The following is a 23,272-nucleotide window of genomic DNA, read 5'->3' on the forward strand; positions in this document are numbered from 1 at the left end:
TTGGACCGCAGGGTCCTGGGAGAGTAGGACGTCGCCAAGCACGAATGGCCCGTTGAACTTTAGGTTCAACGGGTTTTTTGTTTTATGTTTGCAATTTGACGTATCCGGGTAATCCGGAATAAGGAGACGAGTTTCTCTCCCCCATAACATAGTCAAAGAGCATAAGCAGGTAGTTCCAAACAACCAGAAAGCGGTGATTACAATGACGATTCATTATCGTATTCCATGCTTTGATTGTGAGTTGCTGGTCAAACAAACGGAAGCAAGCGAGGCGTCATTTCAGGTCGGTATCCAAAACCGATCAAATCCGCTTGGTTTTGGCAATTTGATCGGCAGTTATGCGACAAAAACAGAGGCTATCCAACATGCTAACCATTTTTGTCAGTTTTACACGATGGCCAAAGAGAAAGGCTACCATTTTAAAGAGAATGCATTTATTAAAAAAGATAAAGAAACGATTCCTGTCGCAATGATTATGAAAGCAACACCAACGGCAGTCGATTTGGAGCGATTTTTTAAGTAGTGTGATCAAAGCTCTAATATGACGGTAGAAAAAGAATCTGCACTAACAATGAATGTTAAAGACAACATCCTGTTTTCATCCGAGAAGGCCGCAGATTCACGCTGCGGCTTTTCCATATCTTTAGTTCATGGATGTTATTTGAATTTGAATTGTTAGTTGTGCCATAATAATGGATATACTGGTTCGTAAGGCGTCAGCAAATGGAGTTGGAATCTGATTTTTTGGAATTCATTCATGCATATTCAGCCGTTGAATGTTTACAATACAGAAAGATGACAAGGCGCGCAATAATTTTTTGTAGTAGAAGCTCTTGACCTAGCAGGAAATATGCGTATAATAATGATTAAAGTCAAAGAAAGTCAAAGTCAAGTGATTGATTTTAAAATGTGCTAGGCTCTTTGACTTCAGTTTTAAAGGTTATGTAAATTCTCTAGGGGCTGGTGATATGCGTAATATTTCAGATGCTCTGGAGCAATTTTTGAAGCAACTGCTGCAGGATAGCTCCGAAGGTTCAATCGAGATTCAACGAAATGAATTGGCTGACCGCTTCTCTTGCGTGCCATCCCAGATTAATTATGTACTTAGTACCCGTTTTACATTGGAGAAGGGGTATTTGGTGGAAAGCAAGCGCGGAGGCGGCGGGTATATCCGAATCCAGAGGATAGAGCTGCCGAAGCTGAAAGCAATTCAAGGTCATATTCACCAGACGATTGGAAATATGGTTGACCAGGGCGCAGCGGAAGGCTTGATTTATCAGCTCATGGAAGCGCAGATGATTTCCGTTAGAGAAGCGAACTTGCTTCGTGCAGCGATTCACCGGGATGTTATTGCGCTCAAGCTGCCACTAAGGGATGAGGTACGGGCCAGAATTTTAAAGTCGATGCTAATTTCTCTGTTAGTGAAGTAGCGGCATGATGCTTGAAGGGAGTTGAGGTTCTTCGTGCTATGTCAGGAATGTGGTGAAAAGCAGGCTACTCTTCATTTTACGAAGATTGTAAATGGAGAGAAGACTGAATTTCATATCTGCGAATCTTGCGCCAGAGAGAAGGGCGAGGGCATACCGGGAACCTCCGGAGGCTTTTCGATTCACAGCTTGCTATCAGGGCTGCTTGATTTTGAGAAGTCGAGCACGGGGGGGCTGGGGCCTAAGCCACCGCTGACTCTTCGATGTGATGAATGCGGACTTACCTACACCCAATTCAGCAAAATTGGACGGTTTGGCTGCAGTTCTTGTTATCGTCACTTCGCGGACCGGCTTGATCCGTTGTTCAAGCGGGTACATGGCAACACTATACATGTAGGCAAAATTCCCAAACGCTCCGGCGGCCAGATTCAATTCAAGCGCGAAATCGAAGAATTGAAGAAGGAAATGCAGCTTCGAATCGGGCAGGAGGAATTTGAAAAGGCAGCTGGTATTCGCGACCGGATTCGCGAGCTTGAAAGCAAGCTCGAACAGTCCGGTTAGGTCGGTAAGGCAGGAGGGATAACGGTGGGAAAACGACGTTTTGCTCAAGAGGCGTTAAGCGATTGGATGCGCAGTGATGGCCCCGATTCCGAAATTGTTATTAGCAGCCGTATACGGATTGCACGGAATTTGCGGAAGCAGCCGTTTCCGATGTTGGCTACCAACCAGCAGTCTCGCGAGGTCATGGAGCAGCTTACTGCTGCCGCTCAGTCGGAGGAACTGAATGAGATTAGTCGCTTTGACACCTTCATTCTTTCAGAACTCAGTGAACTGGAGAAGAGAGTGCTCGTTGAGAAGCATTTGATCAGTCCGAACCTGGCGAGTGAATCGCGCGGCGGCGCCTTGATCTTGAATGATTCTGAATCCATTAGCATTATGATTAACGAAGAAGACCATTTGCGAATCCAATGTTTATACCCTGGCTTTCAGATTAAGGAAGCCTGGTCATTGGCAAGCCAAGTTGATGATATATTTGAATCCAAAGTGGATTACGCGTTTGATGAGCAAAGAGGCTATTTGACCAGTTGCCCTACGAATGTTGGAACGGGGATACGTGCCTCCGTGATGATGCATTTGCCCGCGCTGGTGCTGACGCATCAAATCAACCGCATTTTATCCGCAATTACCCAGGTAGGGCTGGCTGTACGCGGCATTTATGGGGAAGGCAGTGAAGCTGTAGGGAATATATTTCAGATTTCCAATCAGATTACATTAGGACAATCTGAAGATGAAATTATTGATAATCTATATGGTGTAGCCCGGCAAATTATCGAGCATGAGAAGGCTGCCCGCGAGCGTCTGGTCGCGGAATCCAAGATTAGAATTGAGGACCGTGTTCGCCGTTCATTCGGGATTTTGTCCAATGCTTCGATTATGGATTCCAAGGAGGCCGCTCAGCGGCTATCCGATATTAGGCTCGGAGTAGATCTGGACTTGATTGAAAGTGTCGGGCCGCAGGTAATGAATGAATTAATGGTACTCACCCAGCCTGGCTTTTTGCAGCAGGTGTTTGATGAGAAGCTGAATGCTGACGAACGGGATATCCGGCGAGCTGAATTGATTCGCCGATACTTGACGCAGCAAACATAAGCATGGAGGTGTTTAGCTATGATGTTTGGAAGATTTACAGAACGCGCTCAGAAGGTTCTCGCACTCGCACAGGAAGAAGCCGTCAGACTTGGACACAATAATATTGGGACAGAGCATATCCTGCTTGGTTTGATTCGTGAAGGCGAAGGCATTGCGGCGAAGGCGTTGATCGCGCTTGGTCTTGGTCTGGAGAAGATTCAAGATGAGGTAGAAGCGTTGATCGGCCGTGGACAGGAGCAGCCTACCAATATCGCTTATACTCCAAGAGCGAAGAAAGTAATCGAGCTGTCCATGGACGAGGCACGCAAGCTGGGTCACACTTATGTAGGGACGGAGCATATCTTGCTCGGCCTGATTCGCGAAGGTGAAGGTGTAGCGGCACGCGTACTGAATAATTTGGGCATCAGCCTGAACAAGGCGCGTCAGCAAGTGTTGCAACTGCTGGGCAGTAGCGAAGCGGTATCGAGCAATCATGGCTCCTCCTCCAATGTCAGCACACCGACGCTGGATGGTCTTGCCCGTGATTTGACAGCTATCGCCCGTGAAGGCAATCTGGACCCAGTAATCGGACGCAGCAAAGAAATCGAGCGCGTGATTCAGGTACTCAGCCGCAGAACGAAGAACAATCCGGTGCTTATCGGTGAGCCTGGGGTTGGTAAAACAGCAATTGCTGAAGGCTTGGCCCAAAAAATTATTGCCAATGAAATTCCGGAGACACTGCGTGACAAACGTGTTATGACCCTGGATATGGGTTCGGTTGTAGCCGGTACGAAATACCGCGGGGAGTTCGAGGATCGTCTGAAAAAAATTATGGACGAAATTCGCCAGGCGGGAAACATTGTTTTGTTCATTGATGAACTTCATACGCTGATTGGCGCCGGTGGGGCAGAAGGCGCCATTGACGCTTCGAATATATTAAAACCGGCGCTTGCCCGCGGAGAGCTGCAATGCATCGGTGCAACAACTTTGGATGAATACCGCAAATATATCGAGAAGGATGCCGCTCTTGAGCGCCGCTTCCAGCCGATTACGGTAGATCAGCCATCGCCGGAGGAAGCTGTTCAAATTCTTCACGGGTTGCGTGACCGGTATGAGGCGCATCACCGGGTTAAAATTACGGACGAAGCGATTGAGCAGGCTGTGAAGCTGTCCGACCGCTATATTCAGGATCGGTTCTTGCCGGACAAAGCAATTGACCTGATCGATGAGGCCAGTTCCAAAGTAAGGCTTCGCTCTTACACGGTACCGCCAAATCTGAAACAGCTGGAGAATCGTCTGGAGGATATTCGCAAGGAGAAGGATGCGGCTGTACAAAGCCAGGAATTCGAAAAGGCCGCTGCGCTGCGCGATACCGAGCAGAAGATTCGTGAAGAGCTGGATGTGACGAAGAATCAATGGAAAGAAAAACAGGGACGTACGGACTCTGAAGTGACGCCTGAAGATATTGCTCAGGTAGTCGCTAGCTGGACCGGGATTCCTGTCGTCAAGCTGGCTGAGGGTGAAACCGAACGTCTGCTGAAAATGGAAGAGATTCTTCATGATCGGGTAATTGGTCAGACGGAAGCCGTTCAGGCTGTATCGAGAGCGATTCGCCGCGCGAGAGCAGGACTTAAAGATCCGAAGCGTCCAATGGGCTCCTTCATCTTCCTTGGTCCTACAGGCGTCGGTAAAACCGAGCTGGCTCGCGCATTGGCTGAAGCAATGTTCGGGGATGAAAATGCGGTAATCCGTATCGATATGTCCGAATACATGGAGAAGCACTCGACATCCAGACTCGTCGGGGCGCCTCCAGGGTATGTAGGCTATGAAGAGGGCGGTCAACTGACAGAGAAAGTGCGTCGCAAGCCATACTCAGTTGTTCTGCTGGATGAGATCGAGAAGGCGCACCCTGAAGTTTTCAACATCCTGCTGCAAGTGCTGGAGGACGGCAGATTGACCGACTCCAAAGGGCGCGTTGTCGACTTCCGTAACACCCTGATCATCATGACCTCTAATGTAGGGGCCGATCAGATCAAACGGAATTCCACACTCGGCTTTACAGCCGTACAGGATGCCGGACGCGAATTCAACCAGATGAAGGATAAAGTATTGGGTGAGCTCAAGAAGAGCTTCCGCCCGGAGTTCCTGAACCGGATCGACGAGACCATTGTATTCCATTCTCTGGGACAGGAGCATATCAATCAGATTGTTTCCCTCATGTCCGCAGAGCTTCGCAAGCGGCTGCGTGAGCAAGAGGTCGATTTCGAACTGACCGATGCTGCGAAGATATTCCTGGCTAAAGCCGGTTATGATCCGCAATACGGAGCACGTCCGCTGCGCCGCGCGATTCAGAAGCACATCGAGGACAGATTGTCTGAGGAATTGCTCAGAGGCACTATTTCCAAAGGAGATTCGCTCACCATTGATGAAAAAGACGGCGAACTGACCGTTATAAAAAATCAAGGCGATGTGAAAACAGAAGAAGAGCCTGCAGCTAAATAATAAATAAAAGCAAATCCCCGCCTACAGATGGTTATGCAGGCGGGGATTTCTTTGATTTTAAGTTCTTAATTCTGAAGGTTCCTTCATAAACCAGACAATGTGGCTGCATCGTTCACAGACTAGAATGATTGCATTCCGATTGGCTCAATCCAGCCTAAAGAAGGTAGCTCCTCTGGAATTTAGCTGGCGGTAGTCTTTGCTGAAGGTATCGTCGCATTCTTTCATTTTCGACGAGTTTCCGCAGCTCATGCTCGAATCGTTACTCTTGTGCCAATCGGGACAAGGGAGGAAAGCTCTAATACATCTTCGTTGTACATCCGAATACAACCATGCGATACCATTCTTCCAATCGAGGAAGGATCATTCGTACCGTGGATGCCGTAGTGGGGCTTGGACAGGCCCATCCACAATACGCCGAACGGACCGCCGGGATTTTCTTGCTTGTTAATAATCCGATAATCCCCGGTGGGTGTGCGGGTCAGCATTTTGCCGATCCCAACCGGATACGAGCGGGTTACGACATTGCCGTCCAGGAGGTAGAGCGTACGATCGGATAAATCCACAATAATTCGGTAGTTAGGCAAAGCAACCACTCCTTTTGTACACAGTATGCGCACAGTAAAGGAGTGGTCTTGGCGGAGCAAACTCGAGTAAGAAAATGTGCATTTATCATAAAGAGCAATAAATCTTGAATGGCTTATTACTCTTCTCTGCCATCTAAAAGCTGGAGAAGCGCCGGTGGCAGCGCAAACTGCTGATTGTTAATAATAATTCGTTTCAGTTCATCCTGATTATCGCTCGATTGCTTTTCCTTGATTTCTTCAATCTCCAGGTGCAGCCGCTCCATCTGGCGGTCCAACGCAGAAGCGGAATCGGCGGCGCCTTTCAATTCGGCAAGCAGATGCTCGGGTACGGACTGGTTGTATTTATAGAAAATTTTATGTTCCAGGCTCGCCCAGAAATCCATGGCTATTGTACGCACCTGTACTTCCACACATACATATTCCAGGCGGTCGGACATGTACACCGGAACCTCAAGCAACAGGTGAAGGCTTTGATAGCCGTTTGGTTTGGGATTCTTGATATAGTCCTTGATTTCCAACACTTTCAGATCGCTTTGATGCTCAAACATTTCCTGGATACGGTAAATATCCGATAAAAAGGAGCAAGTAACCCGCAAGCCGGCGATGTCTTTAATATGGGTGCGGACACTGGCGAAGGAAAATTCGCAGCCCTTTCGGTAGACCTTTTTCAACAGGCTTTCAGGAGATTTGAGTCGGTATTTGGTGTGTTCGATCGGGTTGTAATCATGCAAAAGCTGGAACTCTTCCTTCAAAATTTCGATACGGGTCTCTAGTGCATCCAAAGCAAACTTGTACATCATCATAAAACGGGTCAGCTCATTTTTAAAACGTTTAAGATCATTAGTAGTTAATTGGCTCATAGGTGTAAACTCCTTATCCAACTTTTCTTTGGGTCTTGCAATCATGCCTTTATGGGAGTATTCCGGCAGCGTCTGATTGGTTCAGGGCAATCGGAGATCGATTTGACTTAACTTGTAAGTAAGTTATTACGATACTTTGAATTCCTTGCTTCTATTGTAACTCAATTCGCCTTCGCTTTACAGAGCACCTCGCCCGGGCAATTTGTGGGTTCATTTGCAGGGTCGCATGTATCGGATATGAGTAAATGGGGCTGAGTTTAATTTGCCCGAAAATCGAAGGCAAGGTCTGTCAGAGACGTCGAAAGTAAGGAAAATCCGGCATTAGACACGTCAGATGTTGACGGACTGCCGGATTTTGAAGGGGATGGAGTTGAACTGTTTTAAAAATAGTAGTTGTGCATTTCTTCTGGTATACCGCAGCGGCTTAAATACCAAGCTAAAGGTTCTCCCTGCTCCATTTGCTCGCCGTATGAAAGCAGCTTAACAGCAAATTCATTGGCCTGCCGTTCAAACTTGCCGATCATAAAATGAGTGCTGCGCGTTATAAAATAATGGTTAAAGCCTTTGTGCAGCATCATATGGCCAAGCTCGTGGGCGCATATGAAGCGGCGCTCATTTTCATTGAGGCTTTGATTGATGACAATATACTTGCGCCTCAGCACACGTTGGCAATAGCCCTTAACCTCATGCGGCAAATTCAATATCATTATGGTAATGTTCAGTTTTTCCGCCAGTTTGAAGGGACAGTTGGTTCGGTACCTGCTGTATAGGTTTCTTGTTCTCTTTTTAATATCCAAATGATATCCCCCGCCTTTAACAACCCGTCAGTTGTGTTGAACAGCAAAGCGAAAGCAACCGTTCGCCTCTTCCGTCTCCTGCCTGTTATTCCGTACGCTGTACTGCCGATTGCGTTGTCCAAGCTGCAGTCTTCCAATAGGGAACCAATTTACCCCAAAACTGCCTCGCCGCGGGTGTCAAGACTTTTTCTTGTCTCTGCTTTTCTTCCATGCTTCTTTGTTCTTCATTTTGGCATCCCAGAAGATCGTCTCCATGACGCCCATCATCTTCGCACGGTCCTCTTCAGAAAACTCGATACCGTCGAAGAAGAGCACTTCCGGGCTTTGGAGCATGACTTTCAGATCACGTTTGTCCTTGGCGGTTGCCCAATTCGGCACAGCCGGGGATTGGCCAGCGGTGCTCTGTGATACGGAGTCCGACCGTCCAAGCAAATAATCGAGCGATACTTCAAACACATCGGCGATCTTCAGCAAGGTTTCCTCCCTAGGGATTCGGTTTTTTTCAGCAGATTCGTATCCTGCAATAGTCGATCGCTGAACGCCCAATTTCTCGGCAATTTCATCCTGGGTCCATTGATGTTGTTCTCTAAGTTGTTTAAAACGCAGATGAAAGCTAGTCATATGTTGTATCACCACCGGAACATAATGCCTTTATTATACCGCAGATTGTTCCTTAAAGAAACATAGTTATTTGTCGAAACGGAACAAAAATAGAAGGATATTTCGTTGACAATGTTCCTAAAGGGAACTAAAATGAACATATGTTCGTGTTTTTAAGGGACTATATAAATTGAATGAAGGAATTTTTGTCAGGTTACCAGCGGTAACACAGACTTTTAAAACCAATAAACAACTTCTTAGAAGCAATCATCATAAAAGGGAGTGTCGCATCATGGCAGATAAACCGTATTTTGAAGAACAGGTTGTAAATCAGTTGAAGGGATACAAGCGTCTGGCAAGCAGAATCGCCATGCTGGAAAAGCAACCCGTCGGTATGGGGATCTCTGTATCCCGCGGCCCGGAGAACGACCGTCTGCAGGCGTTGCATCGGAAGTTGAAGGATATGCCTTCCTATATGTATTTGTCGCAGAAGGAGCAGGACCTGGAGTTGACGGCACATGCTTATCTGGAGAATTATACGACAGGGACGCTGAGTCAGCTTCGCGAGGTGCGGCGAGCAAGCGGGGTTGATGAGGAGGATCAGGGCAAGCTGAACGATATCGCCCGCCGCGTAGCGAAGGTGTTGGAAGCCCGGCGCGGTGACGGAGACAGCTATGAAGGCTATGAGGGAGCGCTGCGGCGGCTGGATGAGATCAAGGAACTGCAAGAGCAGAAGGAGCGGATTGACGGCGCGCTGGAATTGCTGGCTACATACAAGCCGGATTACACGAAGCTGCTGAAGCTGCGTTTTATTGAAGGCATGTCGGTGGAGGAAGTGTCTGCGCAGCTGTTGATCGTTCGCAAGACATTTTCCCGCTGGAAGCCGAAGGCGATTGAAGAATATGCCGAGCTTGCCGGCCTGTCCCGTTAATGTCCCATAAGTGTCCCGCACAAGTCCCCTTTTGACGAAATATCCGTGTTATTATGGTAATGTGGAAAAAATGATAAACAAACGGTTGCGAGAAGAGGCTGTCCATTCGGGCAGCCTTTTTGCTATGCGAGGACGGCTGCTTCTGTCCATGAGATGGAATGGCTGATTTCGCTTAGGCAGGCGGTTGTGGATTGGAGGGAGTGAAGGCGTATTGCGATTACAGTGAAGACGGTGCGAGACGGAGTGCTTGATGTGTTAGCGGAGCATTTTCCGCAGGTTCCTGTTGTTGATTCGCTGGCTGATACTGAGGGTCAAGGACCGTGTCTGATTCTCAGCTTATGGTCGGCGGCTCAGGATAGGGAAACGGGCCATCGTTACAAGCGAGGGCATACCTTCGACATTCTGTATGTGAAAGGGCAAGGAGAGAGCGGAGAGGCGCAGCTTGAAGTTTATGAGCTTCTCTTCAATCAACTAACCCAAATCACTGTAGACGGATCGTTATTGAAGGGCAGCAAGCTGCGCTGTGAGACCGTAACAGGCGCGCTTCATTTTAGAGTTGACTATGATTTCCACATCATGGTCGAGCGCCAGCAGGGTCCTGTCATGCAGCATTTAAAAGCGGAGGTGGAATTGAGGAATGGCAAATAAACCGGAAGAGCAACATGGAGCCGTGCAGGAAGGCGGCTATGCTTATACGAAGCAGCAATTCCTGGCATCGGGACAGCATACCCATTTGCAGAAGGATATGATCAAAGCTCTGCTTCAGGAGAACAAGCTTTATACCGAGGCGGAAGTTCAGCAACAGATTGACCAATTTATGAAACAGGAGGCGTTGTAAAATGGCAGGAGGAACATTCGTAACACAGAACAAGGTGCGTCCGGGGGTCTACATTAATATGAACAGCGCGCCGCAAGCTCTCGGCACAGCCGGTGATCGAGGCGTTGTCAGCCTGGCGCTGCCGCTGTCATGGGGACAAGAAAAGCAGATTTTGACGGTTCAGGCGGGAGATGAGTTTCAAACATTGCTCGGCTATGACTTGACTTCCCCGGAGCTGCTGCTCGTAAGAGAAGCGCTCAAGCGCGCACAGACGCTGCTGCTGTATCGTTTGAATGTGGGAGTGAAGGCGACCGCCACGCATAGCGGCCTGACGGTTACTGCTGCGCATAGCGGCGCTCGGGGGAACAGCTTGAGCGTGGTTATTCGACCAAGCCTTGATCAGACAGGCAAATTCGAGGTGCTCACTTTGCTGGAAGGCGCTGAGGTGGACCGTCAGATCGGTGCCAAGGCAGCGGACCTTCAAGCTAATGATTGGGTGAGCTTTGGCGGAACGGCCGACCTGGTGGCATCAGCGGGTGTACCGCTGGCGGGCGGTACAGACGGAACCGTAACCAATGCCGATCATACGGATTATCTTGCCAAGTTGGAGCTGCAAAGATTTAATACCGTCGCTCTTGTCTCCACTGACAGCACATTGAAGGGCGTATATGCGGCATTTATCCAGCGTTTGAGAGAAACAGAAGGCCAGAAAGTTCAGGCGGTGCTGGAAAATTACCCGAATGCCGACTACGAAGGCGTCATCAGTGTCAAGAACGGCGTCATTTTGTCCGATGGGGAGACATTGACCGCTGCAGAGGCAACGGCATGGGTAGCTGGAGCGACTGCAGGCGCAGCGCTGAACGAATCGCTTACCTACCGTGCGTATGACGGCGCCATTGATACGTCCATCCGCTATACGCATTCTCAGATTGAGGCGGCGCTGCTGAACGGTGAATTCGTATTTACTGCAGCCAATGGACAAGCCGTGGTGGAGCAGGATATTAACTCCTTGACCAGCTTTTCGCCGGAAAAGGCGAGGCCGTTTAGCAAGAACCGTGTCATTCGTGTATTGGACGGCATTGCTAACGACCTGAAGCGGATTTTCGAATCGTTCTATGTCGGCCGCGTCAACAACAACGATGACGGACGCAGCCTGCTGCGCAACGAATGCATCACATACCTGGAAAGCCTGCAAGGCGCAGCCGCGATCCAGAATTTCAATTCGCAGACAGATTTCTCGATCCGCCAAGGCAGCTCTGCCGACAGCGTGTACATGGAACTGAACATTCAGCCAGTGGATTCCGTAGAAAAAATTTATCTGAAAGTGACGGTGGTCTAAGATGGGTTTCTTGAGAGCGAAAGATGTAATTTCCGGCCAGGAGGGCCGTGCTTATGCAGTAATTGACGGTAAAAAAGAAGAAATGTTCTATATCAAGAGCCTGGAGGCGACCGTTGAAAAAAATAAAGCGGAAATCCGCACGCTTGGCCGCAGAGGGACTCAGCATAAAGCATCTGGCTGGAGCGGTACTGGCAGCATGACGATTTACTATGTTACTTCTCTGTTCCGCACAATGATGTTGAAATATATTAACGAAGGTATTGATACGTATTTCAGCATTACGGTAGTCAATGAGGACCCCGCTTCATCGATTGGCACACAACGTGTCACGCTGAATAACGTCAACCTGAATAGCATCGTCATGGCTTCTTTGGATACAGAGAGCGACGCGCTGGAAGAGGAAATTGAATTTACTTTTGAAGATGTATTTATTGCAGCAGCCGATACCTTTAAGAGCCCTACGCTTGGCTAAGTTGAAATCATTTATACGACAATAAAACTTTTAAACATACTGGAGGACTATCATATGAGTCAATTTCAAGCTTTTTTTGCACAAAATGCAGTGATCGACACTACGGAGGAATTTGTTGTATCCGAGCGCTTTAAGGATAAAGAAGGAAACCCGATTCCTTGGCAGCTTCGCAGCATTACGGAGGATCATAATACCGAAATCCGCAAAGCCTCTACGAAAAGAATCAAGGGAAAAAACGGTTCGTATTCCGTCGAGACGAATCAGGAGGAGTATGTAGCCCGTCTGGTGACAGCTTCGGTTGTCTATCCTGAGCTGAAGGACCCCGAACTTCAAAAATCCTACAATACAGTAGGCGCGGAGTCATTGCTGCGCAAAATGCTGCTGCCGGGGGAGTTCGGTGTACTGTTAAAAAAGGTGCAGGAATTGAATGGCTTTGACCGTGATATGTCCGAACTGGTAGACGAAGTAAAAAACTGATGGAGGAGGGCGACGGGGAGGCCAACTACGCCTACTATGCCCTCCACGAGCTGCACATTTTGCCGCATCAACTCATTGCCATGAGCAGGTATGAAAGAGCAGCCATTTATGCAATGATTGATGTTCGGATTAAAACTGAGAAGCAACATCAGAAGAAGATGAAGACAAGATAAGCGGCCGTTGATGGCCGCTTTCTTTTTTTACTATACGCTTCATGTAAACAATCGACTTCTACTTTTACGTGAAACGATCTGGGCCTGTTAACTAACAGCCAGCAGTCTACGCTTGAAGGGCGGTGAACGTCATAAGCATACGAGACATGATAACTATGATGAACACAATAGGGCGAAATACGATAACCACAATAAGTGGAATTGTGACAAGTACGGCAAATGCAATTAAAAAATTTGCAGTTAATGTCTTTCAAACAAGCAGAACAATTATCATGACTATTTTAAGAATAGCAACAGTAATTAGAATGATTTTATTTATTGTAAGGTTATTGAGAATGGTTGCAACGGTTCTTCGAATTGTTTTCAGGCTATTATGGAGAGTCACAGACAGTACAACAGCTATGGGACGAGCGTTGCGATTAATTTTAAACATAGTAAGAGGAATTGCCCTCATAGGGAGAGTAATTTCCGGCATTACTGCCGTTATTAAAGGAACTGTCTTTGTTATAGGGTCTCTAATAGGCGGTATGTTCCGTCTGGTTAAAGGGATATTGAATATGGTAGCCGGTCTGAATATGGGTTCCAAACTTCAAACAGGTTTTGAAAAAGCGTTAGATTTCGGCAAACAAGCTGTAGCGGCAGCCAATGAACGTATTCAGGCCGAGCAGCAGCTTCAAAGCATTATGGGGAACACGAATGGACAGAGCCAGGGCTCCATCAATATGGTCGAAGATCAGGCTGACAAGTTAAGTCTGGTTACAGGCATTAACGCGAATACCGGAATTGCTGGTCAGGCTCAACTGGCACAGTATGTGAAAGGGCCGGAAAATATTGCTGCACTGACTGAACCGTTGTACAACATGGCTACCGAGATGTTTGGTATTAACATCGATCAAGATCAAATCAAAGAAGCAGCCGATTTGATGGGCAGAGCTATGAATGGTGAATTGGATTCCATCACCCGAAACGGCAAGGCGCTTGGTTCTATGTTTACCGATGCGGAAAGGAATTTGTTCAGTTACGGTACAGAGGCCGAGCGGACAGCACTATTAATTCAAGCCTTGAATAAAGATAGTGAAGGACTTGCTCGCGAGATGGGGAAGACACCTGAGGGCCAATTCAGAATAATACAAAACATTCTCCAGAGCATCAAAGAGACGATTGGTTTAGGAATCTTGCCAGGCTTGATGGGAATCGCAGACTTGTTGATTAATGCGTATGCCTCTAGCAAATTTGATGGCCTTATTAATGCAATTGTTGGCGGCTTTACTCTCATTATTGATGCGGTGACCTGGGTTGCTCAAGTGCTTCTGGATAACTGGGACATGGTGCTTAACGGCTTGACTGCATTGGGGATCGCTGCTGCTATTTTCGCGGCTATCTGGCTTGTGCAGTGGATGATCGCTATGTGGCCGCTGCTTCTCATTATCGGGGTCATTTTGCTTATTATAAATGTATTGAATAGCTTTGGAGTTTCTACAGGAGAGATTATCGCGTACGTTGTGGGCGGATTTATGGCAATGTTTGGTATGCTATATAATGCTGTAGCCTTATTGTGGAATTTATTGGTCAGCTTTGCTGAATTCCTGATCAATCTTTTTATTGACCCAACGTTTGCGATTCAAAAGCTGTTCTATGATCTGCAGATGACTTTCCTCGAATATATGTACAAAATGGCTTTGGGAACTGAAAACTTTGCAGGAAGCTTCATGAGTTCTATCATTGGGGCTGTGAATAGTGCCTTGAAAGCTTTCAATTGGTTAACTGGAAAGATGAACAAAATATTTGGCACTGAAATCGATCAAGTAGAGCTCTTCGATGAACAGAATGTCCATGCTATAAGCGATAGAATCAAGGGAATGATGGACAAACTGCAGAAGCCTGTGAGTACGAAAGACACGGTTGACCTAAGCGGCAGTAAAATGAATTACGGCAACTGGAATGATCAGTTTAATCAAGGCTTCAATGCAACGTCAAACCTGTCGAATTCCCTTGGAGATATCAATGCTGACAAGTTTTTATCCGGAACTTCAAAACAGGGTAACTGGGCTGCGACGGATAACAATAAAAATATCGATCAAGTCAATCGTGTCAATACACTTGGCGGCATTGATGAGAAAGTGGATATTTCAAGCGAGGATCTCAAGGTTATGCGGGATTTGGCTGAGATGAAGGCGATCCAGAACTTTGTCACACTTACTCCGACGGTTCAGGTGACAACAGGAGATATCCGCAACGGGGATGATGCAGATACGATGATTGGGAAAATTGAACAGATACTGGTCAACCAAATTAGTAGCACTGCAAGTGGGGCATATGGGTAAGATTCAAGTATGTTAGTCATCCGTTGATAGAAAATGTGGTGTATCTGGTTTAAGGGGTGATGTTTCTGAGTAGCGGAATAGAACAAACAGCAGTTGCAAAATCAGAGGATGGGGAGAACAAAGAGCCGCTATACCGCTTTACACTCAGCCATAACAATGGCGCTGAATCGTTTGACTTTCCGGTACTACCGGAGTCGATTGAGGTGCAAAAGAAAGGGAGAGGCCAGACCTATGATATTTTAGGTATTGGGGAAATTAATATTATCCAGTCCGGGGAACTAGCGGAGATTAGCTTTGAAGGGGTATTCCCGGCAAGACGCGTTCATTATCTTTCTATTAATAAAGATAAGTGGAAGAGTCCCAGCTACTATATTCAAAAAATTAATCAGTGGCAAGCCTCAGGCCATCCGTCACGATTATCTGTGAAGACGGAGACCCTGGACTTCACTATGGCAGTAAGTATTGAGCAATTCGACCGCAGGGAAGCAGCAGGAGAAGGCGGAGATATTGCGTTCAAACTGTCGTTTAAGGAATATAAGTTTTACATGGCCCGAAGGGTGATTGTCGATACAAACACGCAAGGGGAGACGAAAGTAAGCAAAGATACCCCTGCACGTCCTGATGAAAGGGTTCCTCCTAAAACCTATGCTCTCAAGAAGAATGATTCCTTATGGTCTGTCGCTCAGTCGCAGCTTGGGGACGGTTCTGGGTGGAAGGAGATCATGGAGCTGAACAAAATTAGCTACGATAAGGTGACGAAGCTCCCGATTGGTCTGGTTCTCAGGCTGCCGGAAAGGCGGAAGAAGTAATGCTGGAAATCATTATTGATAATCGGGATGGCATGATGTGGGATATCTCCGGGATGGTGACGAGTCTGAAGTATACAACAGGCCGGGTAGGCAAGGCTTCCAGTGCAGAGCTTTCATTTGTGAAAACTTCGCCGTACACATCCCGGGATTTTAAATGTGCGCCCGGCAATATAATCCGTATCAAAATCAAGGGACAAAATCTGTTCTACGGGTATATTTTCTCATTAGACGAGGATGAAAAAGAATCTTTGAGTGTGATGGCTTATGACCAAATGCGGTATTTAATGGGCGATGACACCTATGTATTTACCAATGTTACCGCAACGCAAATCATTCGAAAAATTGCTGAAGACAACAACCTTAAATTGGGGCAATTGGCGAATACCCAGCATGTTATTCCGAAGATGCTGGAAGAGGGGAAAAAGCTGATGGACATCATATGCAAGGCTTTGGACAGCACACTTATGGCGAATAAAGGGCTGTATGTGTTTTATGATGATTTTGGCAAGCTGACGCTCCGCAACCTTCAAGACATGAAGCTGGATGTTGTGTTAGGGGAAAAAAGCTTGTTGTATTCCTTCAGCGGCAAACGCTCCATCGACAATGAAACCTATAACCAAATCAAATTGGTCAGAGACAATAAGGACACGGGCAAGCGAGAGGTGTATATGGCCAGAGACAGCGCCACGATTGCCAAGTGGGGGACGCTTCAATATTATGAGAAGGTTGATGACGGGCAAAATGAGGCCCAGATCAATCAAACCTTAAATAATCTGATTGAACTGAAGAACCGGGAGCAGGTTTCATTAACGGTGACTGCCCTTGGTGACGCTCGAGTCAGAGCGGGCAATACAATTTTGCTCATCATTAAAGAGCTTGGTATTCAAGGCTATTATGTTGTCAACGATTGTACGCATCAGTTTGATGGAGATGCGCATACGATGTCACTGGAATTGGTGGTGTACGGATCATGAGTCTAATCGACCAAATCAAGTTAATCGGAGCCAACGCAGTTGAAGCCGGAAATCCCGTAGCTGTGCTGTATGGGAGAGTAACCAATACGAGCCCCTTGGAGGTCAACGTGAATCAGCGTTTGCAGCTTCCCAGGGCTTTTTTGGTTGTCCCCCAGTCATTGATGGAAAAGAAAGTGATGATTGGTTCCGAGGAGTACATTTTGCATGAGGGGCTTCAAGTTGGTGATAAAGTTATATTGTTGCGTTATCAGGGTGGGCAAGATTATCTGATTCTGGATAAGGTGGTGGAATAAATGCTGCCCCAGGGTGTACTGTCTCCACAAATTCAGTATGAACAGCAAAGTGAACAGCCCAGCAGAACCTATAAACTGGACTTGAATCAAGGCCGAATTGTAGGAAACGTGGATAGCCTGGAGGCTATTCAACAGGCTGTTTATAAAATATTGGCAACTGAGCGCTTTTATTATTTAATATACAGCCCAAACTATGGCTCTGAATTACAAGTCAATGCCATGAACAGCGAACTCGAACGCTGGATCACCGAAGCGCTGCTTTGGGATGAGCGAATTCAAGCGATTGAAAATCTAAGAGTACAAAGAACAGGGGAGAGCGCGCTTGTCGAGTTTACAGTTGTATCTACGGCAGGGCGCTTTTCTGTATTGCAGGAGGTGAATTAATGTACGAAACAAACACGTTTGAATATCTGTTGGACCGAATGCTGACGAGGGTTCCTTTCACGTTGGACAAGCGGGAGGGAAGCATCATTTATGATGCTCTGGCTCCTGCTGCAGCGGAACTGGCCCAAATGTATATGGAGCTGGATATTAATTTAAACCTGTCCTTTGCAGACACGGCTTCCGGTGAATTTCTGGAGCGGCGGGCATCGGATTTCGGCCTGCGTCGCAGACCGGCTGCTCCGGCACAGCGCAGGGCGATTTTTTATGACGATCAAAATGTTCGTATAGATGTCCCTCTCCTTACACGCTATTCGGCGAGCAATCTGAATTTTAAGGTCATTAAACGTTTGGAAAAAGGCGAATATACAGTGGAATGCGAGACGCCGGGCGTACTTGGCAATCAAAGCTACGGAAACTTGCTGCCAATCGATTATGTACAGGACTTGGCCAGGGCAGAGCTTGCCGAGGTTTTGATCCCTGGCACGGAAGCGGAAAGCGATGATGCGCTTAGAGCGCGATATTTGGCGAGAGTGCAGACGCCTTCATCCGGAGGGAATGTCTCGGATTACAAGAACTGGGCGCTGGAAGTAAGCGGGGTCGGGGCTGCTAAGGTGAACCCGTTATGGAATGGCCCGGGAACTGTGAAGGTTGTTGTTGTGGATGCGGAGAAAAAACCGCCTGCGACGGAGCTTGTGCTTGAAGTGAGGAATCACATTGAGCAGCTGAGGCCGATCGGAGCCAATGTTACTGTAAGCCCGGCTACAGGCAAAGAAGTAGCGGTGGCAGGCGTAGTAACGCTCGCTCAAGGCTATACCTTGCAGCATGTGGTGGATGCTTTCACAAGTGCGTTGAATCTTCATTTCCAGAGTGTAGCTTTCAATCAAAACTATCTCAGTCTGGCCAAGATCGGAACGATCCTCCTTGATGTGCCCGGCGTCACCGATTACAGTGACCTGAAGCTCAATGGGCAAAGCACGAATGTAGCATTGGGTGATGAAGAGGTCCCGGTTGTCCATATGGTTAACTTGGGGGTGTAAGGCAATGGCTATTCTTGAGAAAACGGATCAGTTTACGGAAAAGCTCAATAAAAGACCCGATGGCAGCATGTATGTGGTTGAGGAAGAGGTTGAGCTTGTAAATGGCAGCTATGAGGGCTATCTTTCCCACAGCAACGTTCGCAAGGAGAGCATTCAATGCTATACAGGCCCGAAATTGACAGGTCAAAAGGTAGATCAGGTGCTGCTCACAACGCCTAGTGATGCGCCATGGAGGCTGATGATCAAAATTTTCTCGTCCGCAACGGCTGTTTACATTACCTATGAGACGCCTGGCGACCAGGTAGATGCCTCCCATATTAATACGTTGCAGGACAGCTTAGTTCGGACGCAAGAGGATTTTCAGTCTTACAAAAGCAACGGTCTGATAGACGGCGGTTATTTTGAGAAATGATTGCAGTCGGCGGAAATGGCGGGTCGGGTTTGGCATCTCGGCAGCATTTAGTGCGAGGGTAATCAGATAAGGGTAACTTGTATATGAAAGGGGAAAGGCAATGGCCCAGACGATTAGAATTAGGCGAGGAACGAAAGCCCAGCTTGATGCCTTCGGTAAATTATCCGCAGGCGAGCTGGGCTTTTGTACGGATACAAAGGAAATTTACATTGGCGACGGGTCAGATAATATTTTGGCTGGCCGCGCAATGTCAGGTGTAGAAGCAAGTCGTCCGAACAGCGGTGTATCGGGACGGATGTATTATGTTACGAGCGGCAGCAATGCCGGATACATCTATGTTGATGACGGGTCAGCATGGAGACGTATCAGTGCCCAGAAGCTGACCGATCTGACGGGCACGCTCGATGATATTACGGACGGGACCAATTTTGCAAAGGTTAAAAAAGCAGATATTACGGCTGGCAGCGTAAACAAAGTGTCAGACGGCACCAACACCAAAACTGCGGCAGAAATCAAAACGCATATTGATGATGCTGCCAAACATCGTCAAATCAACGATACGACCGCAGGGGCGACATCGCTGTGGTCATCGCAAAAAACAAATACGGAAATTAGCAACGCCATCCGCGGTCTGGACTGGCAGGATAGCGTCGGCTCCTGTGTTGTCGCGACTCCGCCAGCTTCGCCGCAAGCGGGTTACCGATGGATTATCCCCGCTTCTGCAACAGGAGCATGGGCTGGCAAAACCAATCAGATTGCACATTGGTCAGGCACAGGGTGGATTTACTATGAGCCTAAGCAGGGCTGGAGCGTGTACGTCCATGATGAGAATAAAAATTATGTGTTCAACAGTACGGCTTGGGTGCGCTCGGGTGAAGCGAATCAGACGATAATAGCGGGCAACGGCCTAACCGGCGGCGGACAGGGAGACACGATCACGCTAACGGTCGGTGGCGGTAATGGAATTACAGTGGCGGCAACGGGCGTAAGCGCCAAAGCAGGAAAAGGAATTGTCGTCAATGGCACTGGTATTGAAGCGAATATTGACCAGGAAAGTATCGTGTACGATTCTGCGAACGGCAGCCGATTAACAGTGGCTGTAGTGGATGGCGGTACATTCTAGGAGGTGAGAACCAATGGCCCGAAAAGCCTTGATACAGATCCGCCGGGGACTGGAAAAGGATATTGGCACACTCGCAGTAGGAGAACTGGGCTACTGTACGGATACGCAGAGGCTGCATATTGGAACTGTATCCGGTAATGTGCTGCTGACGGCCCCCGGGGTCGGGGGTGACATGCTCAAATCCATCTACGACACGAATAATAATGGCAAGGTGGATCAGGCAGAGAGCGCAGACAGTATTGACTGGAGCGGAGTGACAAACAAGCCGGCTTCCTTCCCTGCTGCCGCACATACTCATCCTGCTGCAGAGGTGACGGAGTCGGCTGCCAAACGTTTTGTTTCCGATGCAGAGAAAACAACATGGAACGGTAAACAAAATAATCTGGGCTATACGCCTCTCAATAAAGCCGGGGATACCGCAAGCGGAACGCTTCAGGTTCCGGCGTTAAAACTGGACAGCAGGTATCTGGAGAGATATGTGGGAGGCGTATCTTTTGCCAACGGGGTCGCGAACCAGAAGTTTAACCTGGTGTTCCCGGCTATGACCTCGGACTTTGCCGGCTGGTTCGAGATTGATATTGTGACCTCCTGGTCATATGCCAATGGCGCGGGGAGAATGACCAAAAGAATTGCCACTCATACGAACCAGACAAACAGTACGATTAGAAGCCAGCATGCGTACTATTTAAATGCGGACCCTTTAATTTCCGAACTGTTCGCCATATCTGACCTCTGGAATGACGCTGCAGACGGTCGATACAAGGTAACTGTTGTCTCCCATACGAGTGCAGCCAATACGATTCATGTCTTTGGCAAGGTAATGAGCATTAACACCAATTCCCCGGATTTGTTTAACACTATAACCTTATCGTCAGTGTATACATCAGATACGACGGTACATCCCAAGGCTGTCATCCAGATGCCTGCTGGGGCAGAAGTAGGCGGACAAACAATCTGGCACGGGGGCAACCTGAACCCGACCAGTTATTTGACCAAGGGAACGATCACCTGGGATCAACTGAAGGGGGGGTAGAGCGTGGCTTACGGAACAGAAATATACGGTCAACTTTTGCTTGGGCAGGATTCCGAAGAAAGCGAAGAGCCTGGTGTTCCCGGTAAAGTTGATCTCATGTCTTACTTGCCTTCTTATTATATGGATGTAACAGAAATGGAAGAGCTGCAAAAGCAGTTGGGTATGGAGCTAGAATTGCAGCAGTTCTGTATGAAAGATGTGCTTGACCAGCATTTTATCCAGTCTGCCACTTGGGGGTTGGAGCGCTGGGAAAAGGAGCTTGGGCTTCCGCTTGATCCTTCCAAAGATTATGAGAGGCGGCGGGAGATGCTGCTGGCAAAGCTGCGGGGATCAGGAACAACGACCAAAGCGATGATCATGCAGGCGGCTGCAGCGTTTTCTGGCGGAGAGGTCGAGATTGCCGAGACGCCGGGGGAGTATCACTTTGAGATCCAATTTGTCGGGGTTATGGGGGTTCCGCTCAATATGCCGGGCTTTATTCAGCTTCTTGAGGATATTAAGCCGGCGCATTTGACCTACTCCTTCAAATATACCTATACCTGGTGGGACACCTTGAAGGCGTTGAACTGGCACCAGGCCAAAAGCAAAACATGGAATGAGCTAAGAGTTTACGAGGGAGAGTGAGCACATGAAAACAACAGGAATTCTGGGTCTTAAAAAGCCTGACGGTACAGATATCGTCGATATTGCTGATCTGAACAGCAATATGGATACGCTGGATACCGAGGTTACGAAGCTTGCCAGCACGACCGCGCCCGGTCGAATGTCGGCGGCAGACAAGGCCAAGCTGGATGGGATCGCGGCCGGAGCCAATAATTATACGCATCCGGCAGGCGACGGAAATCTTCATGTACCTGCGACGGGGACAGGGAATAACAGCAAAGTGCTGAAGGCCGGAAGTACAGCAGGCAGCGCGGCTTGGGGGAATGTGGCCTTCTCTGAAGTGACTGCCAAACCTACTACGTTGAGCGGATATGGGATCACGGATGCCGTGTCTTCTTCCCATGTCGGCGCAGGCGGCGCTGCACATGCTAGTGCAACTTCAAGTGTTGACGGCTTTATGAGTGCAGCAGATAAATCGAAGCTCGATGGGATTCAGGCGGGAGCGAATAATTACACGCATCCGGCGACACATCCGGCCTCTATTATTGCCCAAGATGCCAACAATCGATTTATGACAGATGCCGAGCGAACGAAGCTTGACGGGATTGCTGCCGGGGCGAATAACTACACACATCCGGCGACGCATCCACCGTCTATTATTGCCCAAGATGCGAGCAATCGGTTTGTCACAGATTCAGAAAAAACTGTCTGGAACAGTAAGGCAGGTACGGCTGTGGCGACAACATCAGCTAATGGGTTGATGGCGGCTACGGACAAGCAGCTTAGTGATAACCGCAACGGATACGGCACAACAGCAGGGACGGGTGCAACTTACACCGTAACGTTGAGTCCGGCTCCGGCATTGGTCGAGGGACTGCGAGTGACGGTTAAAATACATCTAGCCAATACCGGATCGGTAACGCTTAACGTAAACGGTACCGGAGCCAAGTCAATCCTAAAAAGCAACGGCAGTACGCTCTTAGCGGGCAATCTCAAACTCAATTCGGTGTATACGCTCGTTTATTCGGGATCGGCTTTTATCTTACAGGGTGAAGGGGGTGAGTACGGGGACGCGGTTGCAGCGGATGTCCTTGCAGGGAAAACAATCGGAACAGAAGCGGGGCTTGTAGCCGGCACAATGCCAGATCGCGGCGCAGGCGGGACGGTAACGCCAGGGACAACAGCGCAGAATAAAGATGCTGGATACTATAACAGTCCGATAACGATAGCGGGTGACGCTAATCTCGTAGGGGCCAACATTTTAACCGGCAAATCAATTTTTGGCGTAGCTGGTACTGTCAAACGATCAGCTCAAGGGACGCAAGGTATGGTTAGAGGCACCGATAGTGTGACAATAACTGTTACAGGGCTCAATTTTCGGCCTTCTATTGTAGTGCTGAGGTGGTATTATGGCGGTGACGATTATAGCGCATCCGGTCGATGGTTCAACTCAAGTGACGCCTATTTGGTGCGTAAGTATTATGCATCATCTACGTACTTTATTTTCTCAGCTTCTTGGTCCTTAACAGACTCGTCCTTCACATTTATAGGTAATTCTTATGCTTTCGGGGATTCACAAACCCTTGTCTCATGGTACGCGCTCGAATAGGAGGAATTGTACGCAAATAGGGGCAAAGCTTTATTACGATAATCAAACCGGTGATGTTATAGT

The 23,272-nt window shown here is 48.0% G+C and carries 27 protein-coding genes; 23 read left to right on the forward strand and 4 right to left on the reverse strand.

The features are described 5' to 3' along the window. The first annotated feature begins 202 nt into the window (after positions 1 to 202). The 5 genes from JFN88_RS03625 to clpC all read left to right on the forward strand — a co-directional run bounded on the left by JFN88_RS03625 (position 203) and on the right by clpC (position 5,558). On the forward strand, positions 203 to 523 hold the full coding sequence (locus tag JFN88_RS03625) for a hypothetical protein (RefSeq protein ID WP_199017949.1): 321 nt from the start codon (positions 203 to 205) through the stop codon (positions 521 to 523). Positions 524 to 968: 445 nt separating this feature from the next. Next, entirely contained in the window at positions 969 to 1,430 is a 462-nt protein-coding gene (locus JFN88_RS03630; RefSeq protein WP_199017951.1) for a CtsR family transcriptional regulator, read from the forward strand. 33 nt (positions 1,431 to 1,463) lie between these two features. Then, complete coding sequence (gene mcsA / locus JFN88_RS03635) at positions 1,464 to 1,988, forward strand: protein-arginine kinase activator protein McsA (protein WP_199017953.1); 525 nt, start codon at positions 1,464 to 1,466, stop codon at positions 1,986 to 1,988. A gap of 24 nt (positions 1,989 to 2,012) precedes the next feature. Next, positions 2,013 to 3,077, forward strand: a complete 1,065-nt coding sequence (gene mcsB / locus JFN88_RS03640) for a protein-arginine kinase McsB (RefSeq protein WP_199017955.1) — start codon at positions 2,013 to 2,015, stop codon at positions 3,075 to 3,077. 18 nt (positions 3,078 to 3,095) lie between these two features. Continuing rightward, a complete protein-coding gene (gene clpC, locus JFN88_RS03645; protein ID WP_199017957.1) occupies positions 3,096 to 5,558 on the forward strand; it encodes an ATP-dependent protease ATP-binding subunit ClpC in 2,463 nt (820 codons plus the stop codon). A gap of 245 nt (positions 5,559 to 5,803) precedes the next feature. Here the strand turns inward: clpC and JFN88_RS03650 are convergent, their stop codons facing one another. The 4 genes from JFN88_RS03650 to JFN88_RS03665 all read right to left on the reverse strand — a co-directional run bounded on the left by JFN88_RS03650 (position 5,804) and on the right by JFN88_RS03665 (position 8,420). Next, a complete protein-coding gene (locus JFN88_RS03650) occupies positions 5,804 to 6,142 on the reverse strand; it encodes a L,D-transpeptidase (protein ID WP_199017959.1) in 339 nt (112 codons plus the stop codon). A 116-nt stretch (positions 6,143 to 6,258) separates the two neighbouring features. Continuing rightward, a complete protein-coding gene (locus tag JFN88_RS03655; protein ID WP_199017961.1) occupies positions 6,259 to 7,002 on the reverse strand; it encodes a GTP pyrophosphokinase in 744 nt (247 codons plus the stop codon). 380 nt (positions 7,003 to 7,382) lie between these two features. Continuing rightward, positions 7,383 to 7,709: an ImmA/IrrE family metallo-endopeptidase gene (locus tag JFN88_RS03660; RefSeq protein WP_199018030.1), complete on the reverse strand. Its 327-nt coding sequence runs from the start codon at positions 7,707 to 7,709 to the stop codon at positions 7,383 to 7,385. A gap of 267 nt (positions 7,710 to 7,976) precedes the next feature. Beyond that, positions 7,977 to 8,420 (reverse strand): helix-turn-helix domain-containing protein, encoded by a 444-nt coding sequence (locus tag JFN88_RS03665; protein WP_199017963.1) that lies wholly within the window; start codon positions 8,418 to 8,420, stop codon positions 7,977 to 7,979. A gap of 271 nt (positions 8,421 to 8,691) precedes the next feature. Between JFN88_RS03665 and JFN88_RS03670 the strand changes: the two genes are divergently transcribed. The 18 genes from JFN88_RS03670 to JFN88_RS03755 all read left to right on the forward strand — a co-directional run bounded on the left by JFN88_RS03670 (position 8,692) and on the right by JFN88_RS03755 (position 23,209). Further along, a complete protein-coding gene (locus JFN88_RS03670) occupies positions 8,692 to 9,330 on the forward strand; it encodes an ECF-type sigma factor (RefSeq protein WP_199017965.1) in 639 nt (212 codons plus the stop codon). Positions 9,331 to 9,552: 222 nt separating this feature from the next. Continuing rightward, positions 9,553 to 9,978 (forward strand): phage tail terminator family protein, encoded by a 426-nt coding sequence (locus JFN88_RS03675; protein WP_199017966.1) that lies wholly within the window; start codon positions 9,553 to 9,555, stop codon positions 9,976 to 9,978. Further along, positions 9,968 to 10,168, forward strand: coding sequence for a hypothetical protein (locus tag JFN88_RS03680; protein ID WP_199017968.1), 201 nt, complete (start codon positions 9,968 to 9,970; stop codon positions 10,166 to 10,168). The genes JFN88_RS03675 and JFN88_RS03680 overlap by 11 nt, the downstream gene beginning before the upstream one ends. Position 10,169: 1 nt before the next feature. Next, positions 10,170 to 11,486, forward strand: a complete 1,317-nt coding sequence (locus JFN88_RS03685; protein WP_199017970.1) for a phage tail sheath family protein — start codon at positions 10,170 to 10,172, stop codon at positions 11,484 to 11,486. A gap of 1 nt (position 11,487) precedes the next feature. Continuing rightward, a complete protein-coding gene (locus tag JFN88_RS03690) occupies positions 11,488 to 11,958 on the forward strand; it encodes a phage tail tube protein (RefSeq protein WP_199017972.1) in 471 nt (156 codons plus the stop codon). Between the two features lie 54 nt (positions 11,959 to 12,012). Next, positions 12,013 to 12,435, forward strand: coding sequence for a phage tail assembly chaperone (locus JFN88_RS03695; protein ID WP_199017974.1), 423 nt, complete (start codon positions 12,013 to 12,015; stop codon positions 12,433 to 12,435). Continuing rightward, the gene (locus JFN88_RS03700) at positions 12,435 to 12,608 is read left to right on the forward strand and encodes a hypothetical protein (protein WP_199017976.1); all 174 of its coding nucleotides are present in this window, start codon (positions 12,435 to 12,437) and stop codon (positions 12,606 to 12,608) included. Before JFN88_RS03695 ends, JFN88_RS03700 begins: the two co-directional genes overlap by 1 nt. A gap of 155 nt (positions 12,609 to 12,763) precedes the next feature. Continuing rightward, positions 12,764 to 14,932: a hypothetical protein gene (locus JFN88_RS24365; RefSeq protein ID WP_233167385.1), complete on the forward strand. Its 2,169-nt coding sequence runs from the start codon at positions 12,764 to 12,766 to the stop codon at positions 14,930 to 14,932. A gap of 59 nt (positions 14,933 to 14,991) precedes the next feature. Beyond that, positions 14,992 to 15,741: a LysM peptidoglycan-binding domain-containing protein gene (locus tag JFN88_RS03710; RefSeq protein ID WP_199017978.1), complete on the forward strand. Its 750-nt coding sequence runs from the start codon at positions 14,992 to 14,994 to the stop codon at positions 15,739 to 15,741. Beyond that, positions 15,741 to 16,715, forward strand: coding sequence for an XkdQ/YqbQ family protein (locus JFN88_RS03715; RefSeq protein WP_199017980.1), 975 nt, complete (start codon positions 15,741 to 15,743; stop codon positions 16,713 to 16,715). Before JFN88_RS03710 ends, JFN88_RS03715 begins: the two co-directional genes overlap by 1 nt. Continuing rightward, positions 16,712 to 17,008, forward strand: coding sequence for a DUF2577 domain-containing protein (locus JFN88_RS03720; RefSeq protein ID WP_199017982.1), 297 nt, complete (start codon positions 16,712 to 16,714; stop codon positions 17,006 to 17,008). Before JFN88_RS03715 ends, JFN88_RS03720 begins: the two co-directional genes overlap by 4 nt. Further along, complete coding sequence (locus tag JFN88_RS03725; protein WP_199017983.1) at positions 17,009 to 17,392, forward strand: DUF2634 domain-containing protein; 384 nt, start codon at positions 17,009 to 17,011, stop codon at positions 17,390 to 17,392. Beyond that, the gene (locus JFN88_RS03730; RefSeq protein WP_199017985.1) at positions 17,392 to 18,429 is read left to right on the forward strand and encodes a baseplate J/gp47 family protein; all 1,038 of its coding nucleotides are present in this window, start codon (positions 17,392 to 17,394) and stop codon (positions 18,427 to 18,429) included. The genes JFN88_RS03725 and JFN88_RS03730 overlap by 1 nt, the downstream gene beginning before the upstream one ends. A gap of 4 nt (positions 18,430 to 18,433) precedes the next feature. Continuing rightward, the gene (locus JFN88_RS03735) at positions 18,434 to 18,841 is read left to right on the forward strand and encodes a phosphoglucomutase (RefSeq protein ID WP_199017987.1); all 408 of its coding nucleotides are present in this window, start codon (positions 18,434 to 18,436) and stop codon (positions 18,839 to 18,841) included. Positions 18,842 to 18,941: 100 nt separating this feature from the next. Continuing rightward, the gene (locus JFN88_RS03740; RefSeq protein ID WP_199017988.1) at positions 18,942 to 19,964 is read left to right on the forward strand and encodes a DUF2793 domain-containing protein; all 1,023 of its coding nucleotides are present in this window, start codon (positions 18,942 to 18,944) and stop codon (positions 19,962 to 19,964) included. A 13-nt stretch (positions 19,965 to 19,977) separates the two neighbouring features. Beyond that, positions 19,978 to 20,997, forward strand: coding sequence for a hyaluronate lyase N-terminal domain-containing protein (locus tag JFN88_RS03745; protein WP_199017989.1), 1,020 nt, complete (start codon positions 19,978 to 19,980; stop codon positions 20,995 to 20,997). 3 nt (positions 20,998 to 21,000) lie between these two features. Further along, a complete protein-coding gene (locus tag JFN88_RS03750) occupies positions 21,001 to 21,621 on the forward strand; it encodes a YmfQ family protein (RefSeq protein ID WP_199017990.1) in 621 nt (206 codons plus the stop codon). A 4-nt stretch (positions 21,622 to 21,625) separates the two neighbouring features. Beyond that, positions 21,626 to 23,209: a hypothetical protein gene (locus JFN88_RS03755; RefSeq protein ID WP_199017991.1), complete on the forward strand. Its 1,584-nt coding sequence runs from the start codon at positions 21,626 to 21,628 to the stop codon at positions 23,207 to 23,209. Positions 23,210 to 23,272: the final 63 nt, after the last annotated feature.

The organism is Paenibacillus roseus, from assembly GCF_016424485.1.
Taxonomy (GTDB): domain Bacteria; phylum Bacillota; class Bacilli; order Paenibacillales; family Paenibacillaceae; genus Paenibacillus_D; species Paenibacillus_D roseus.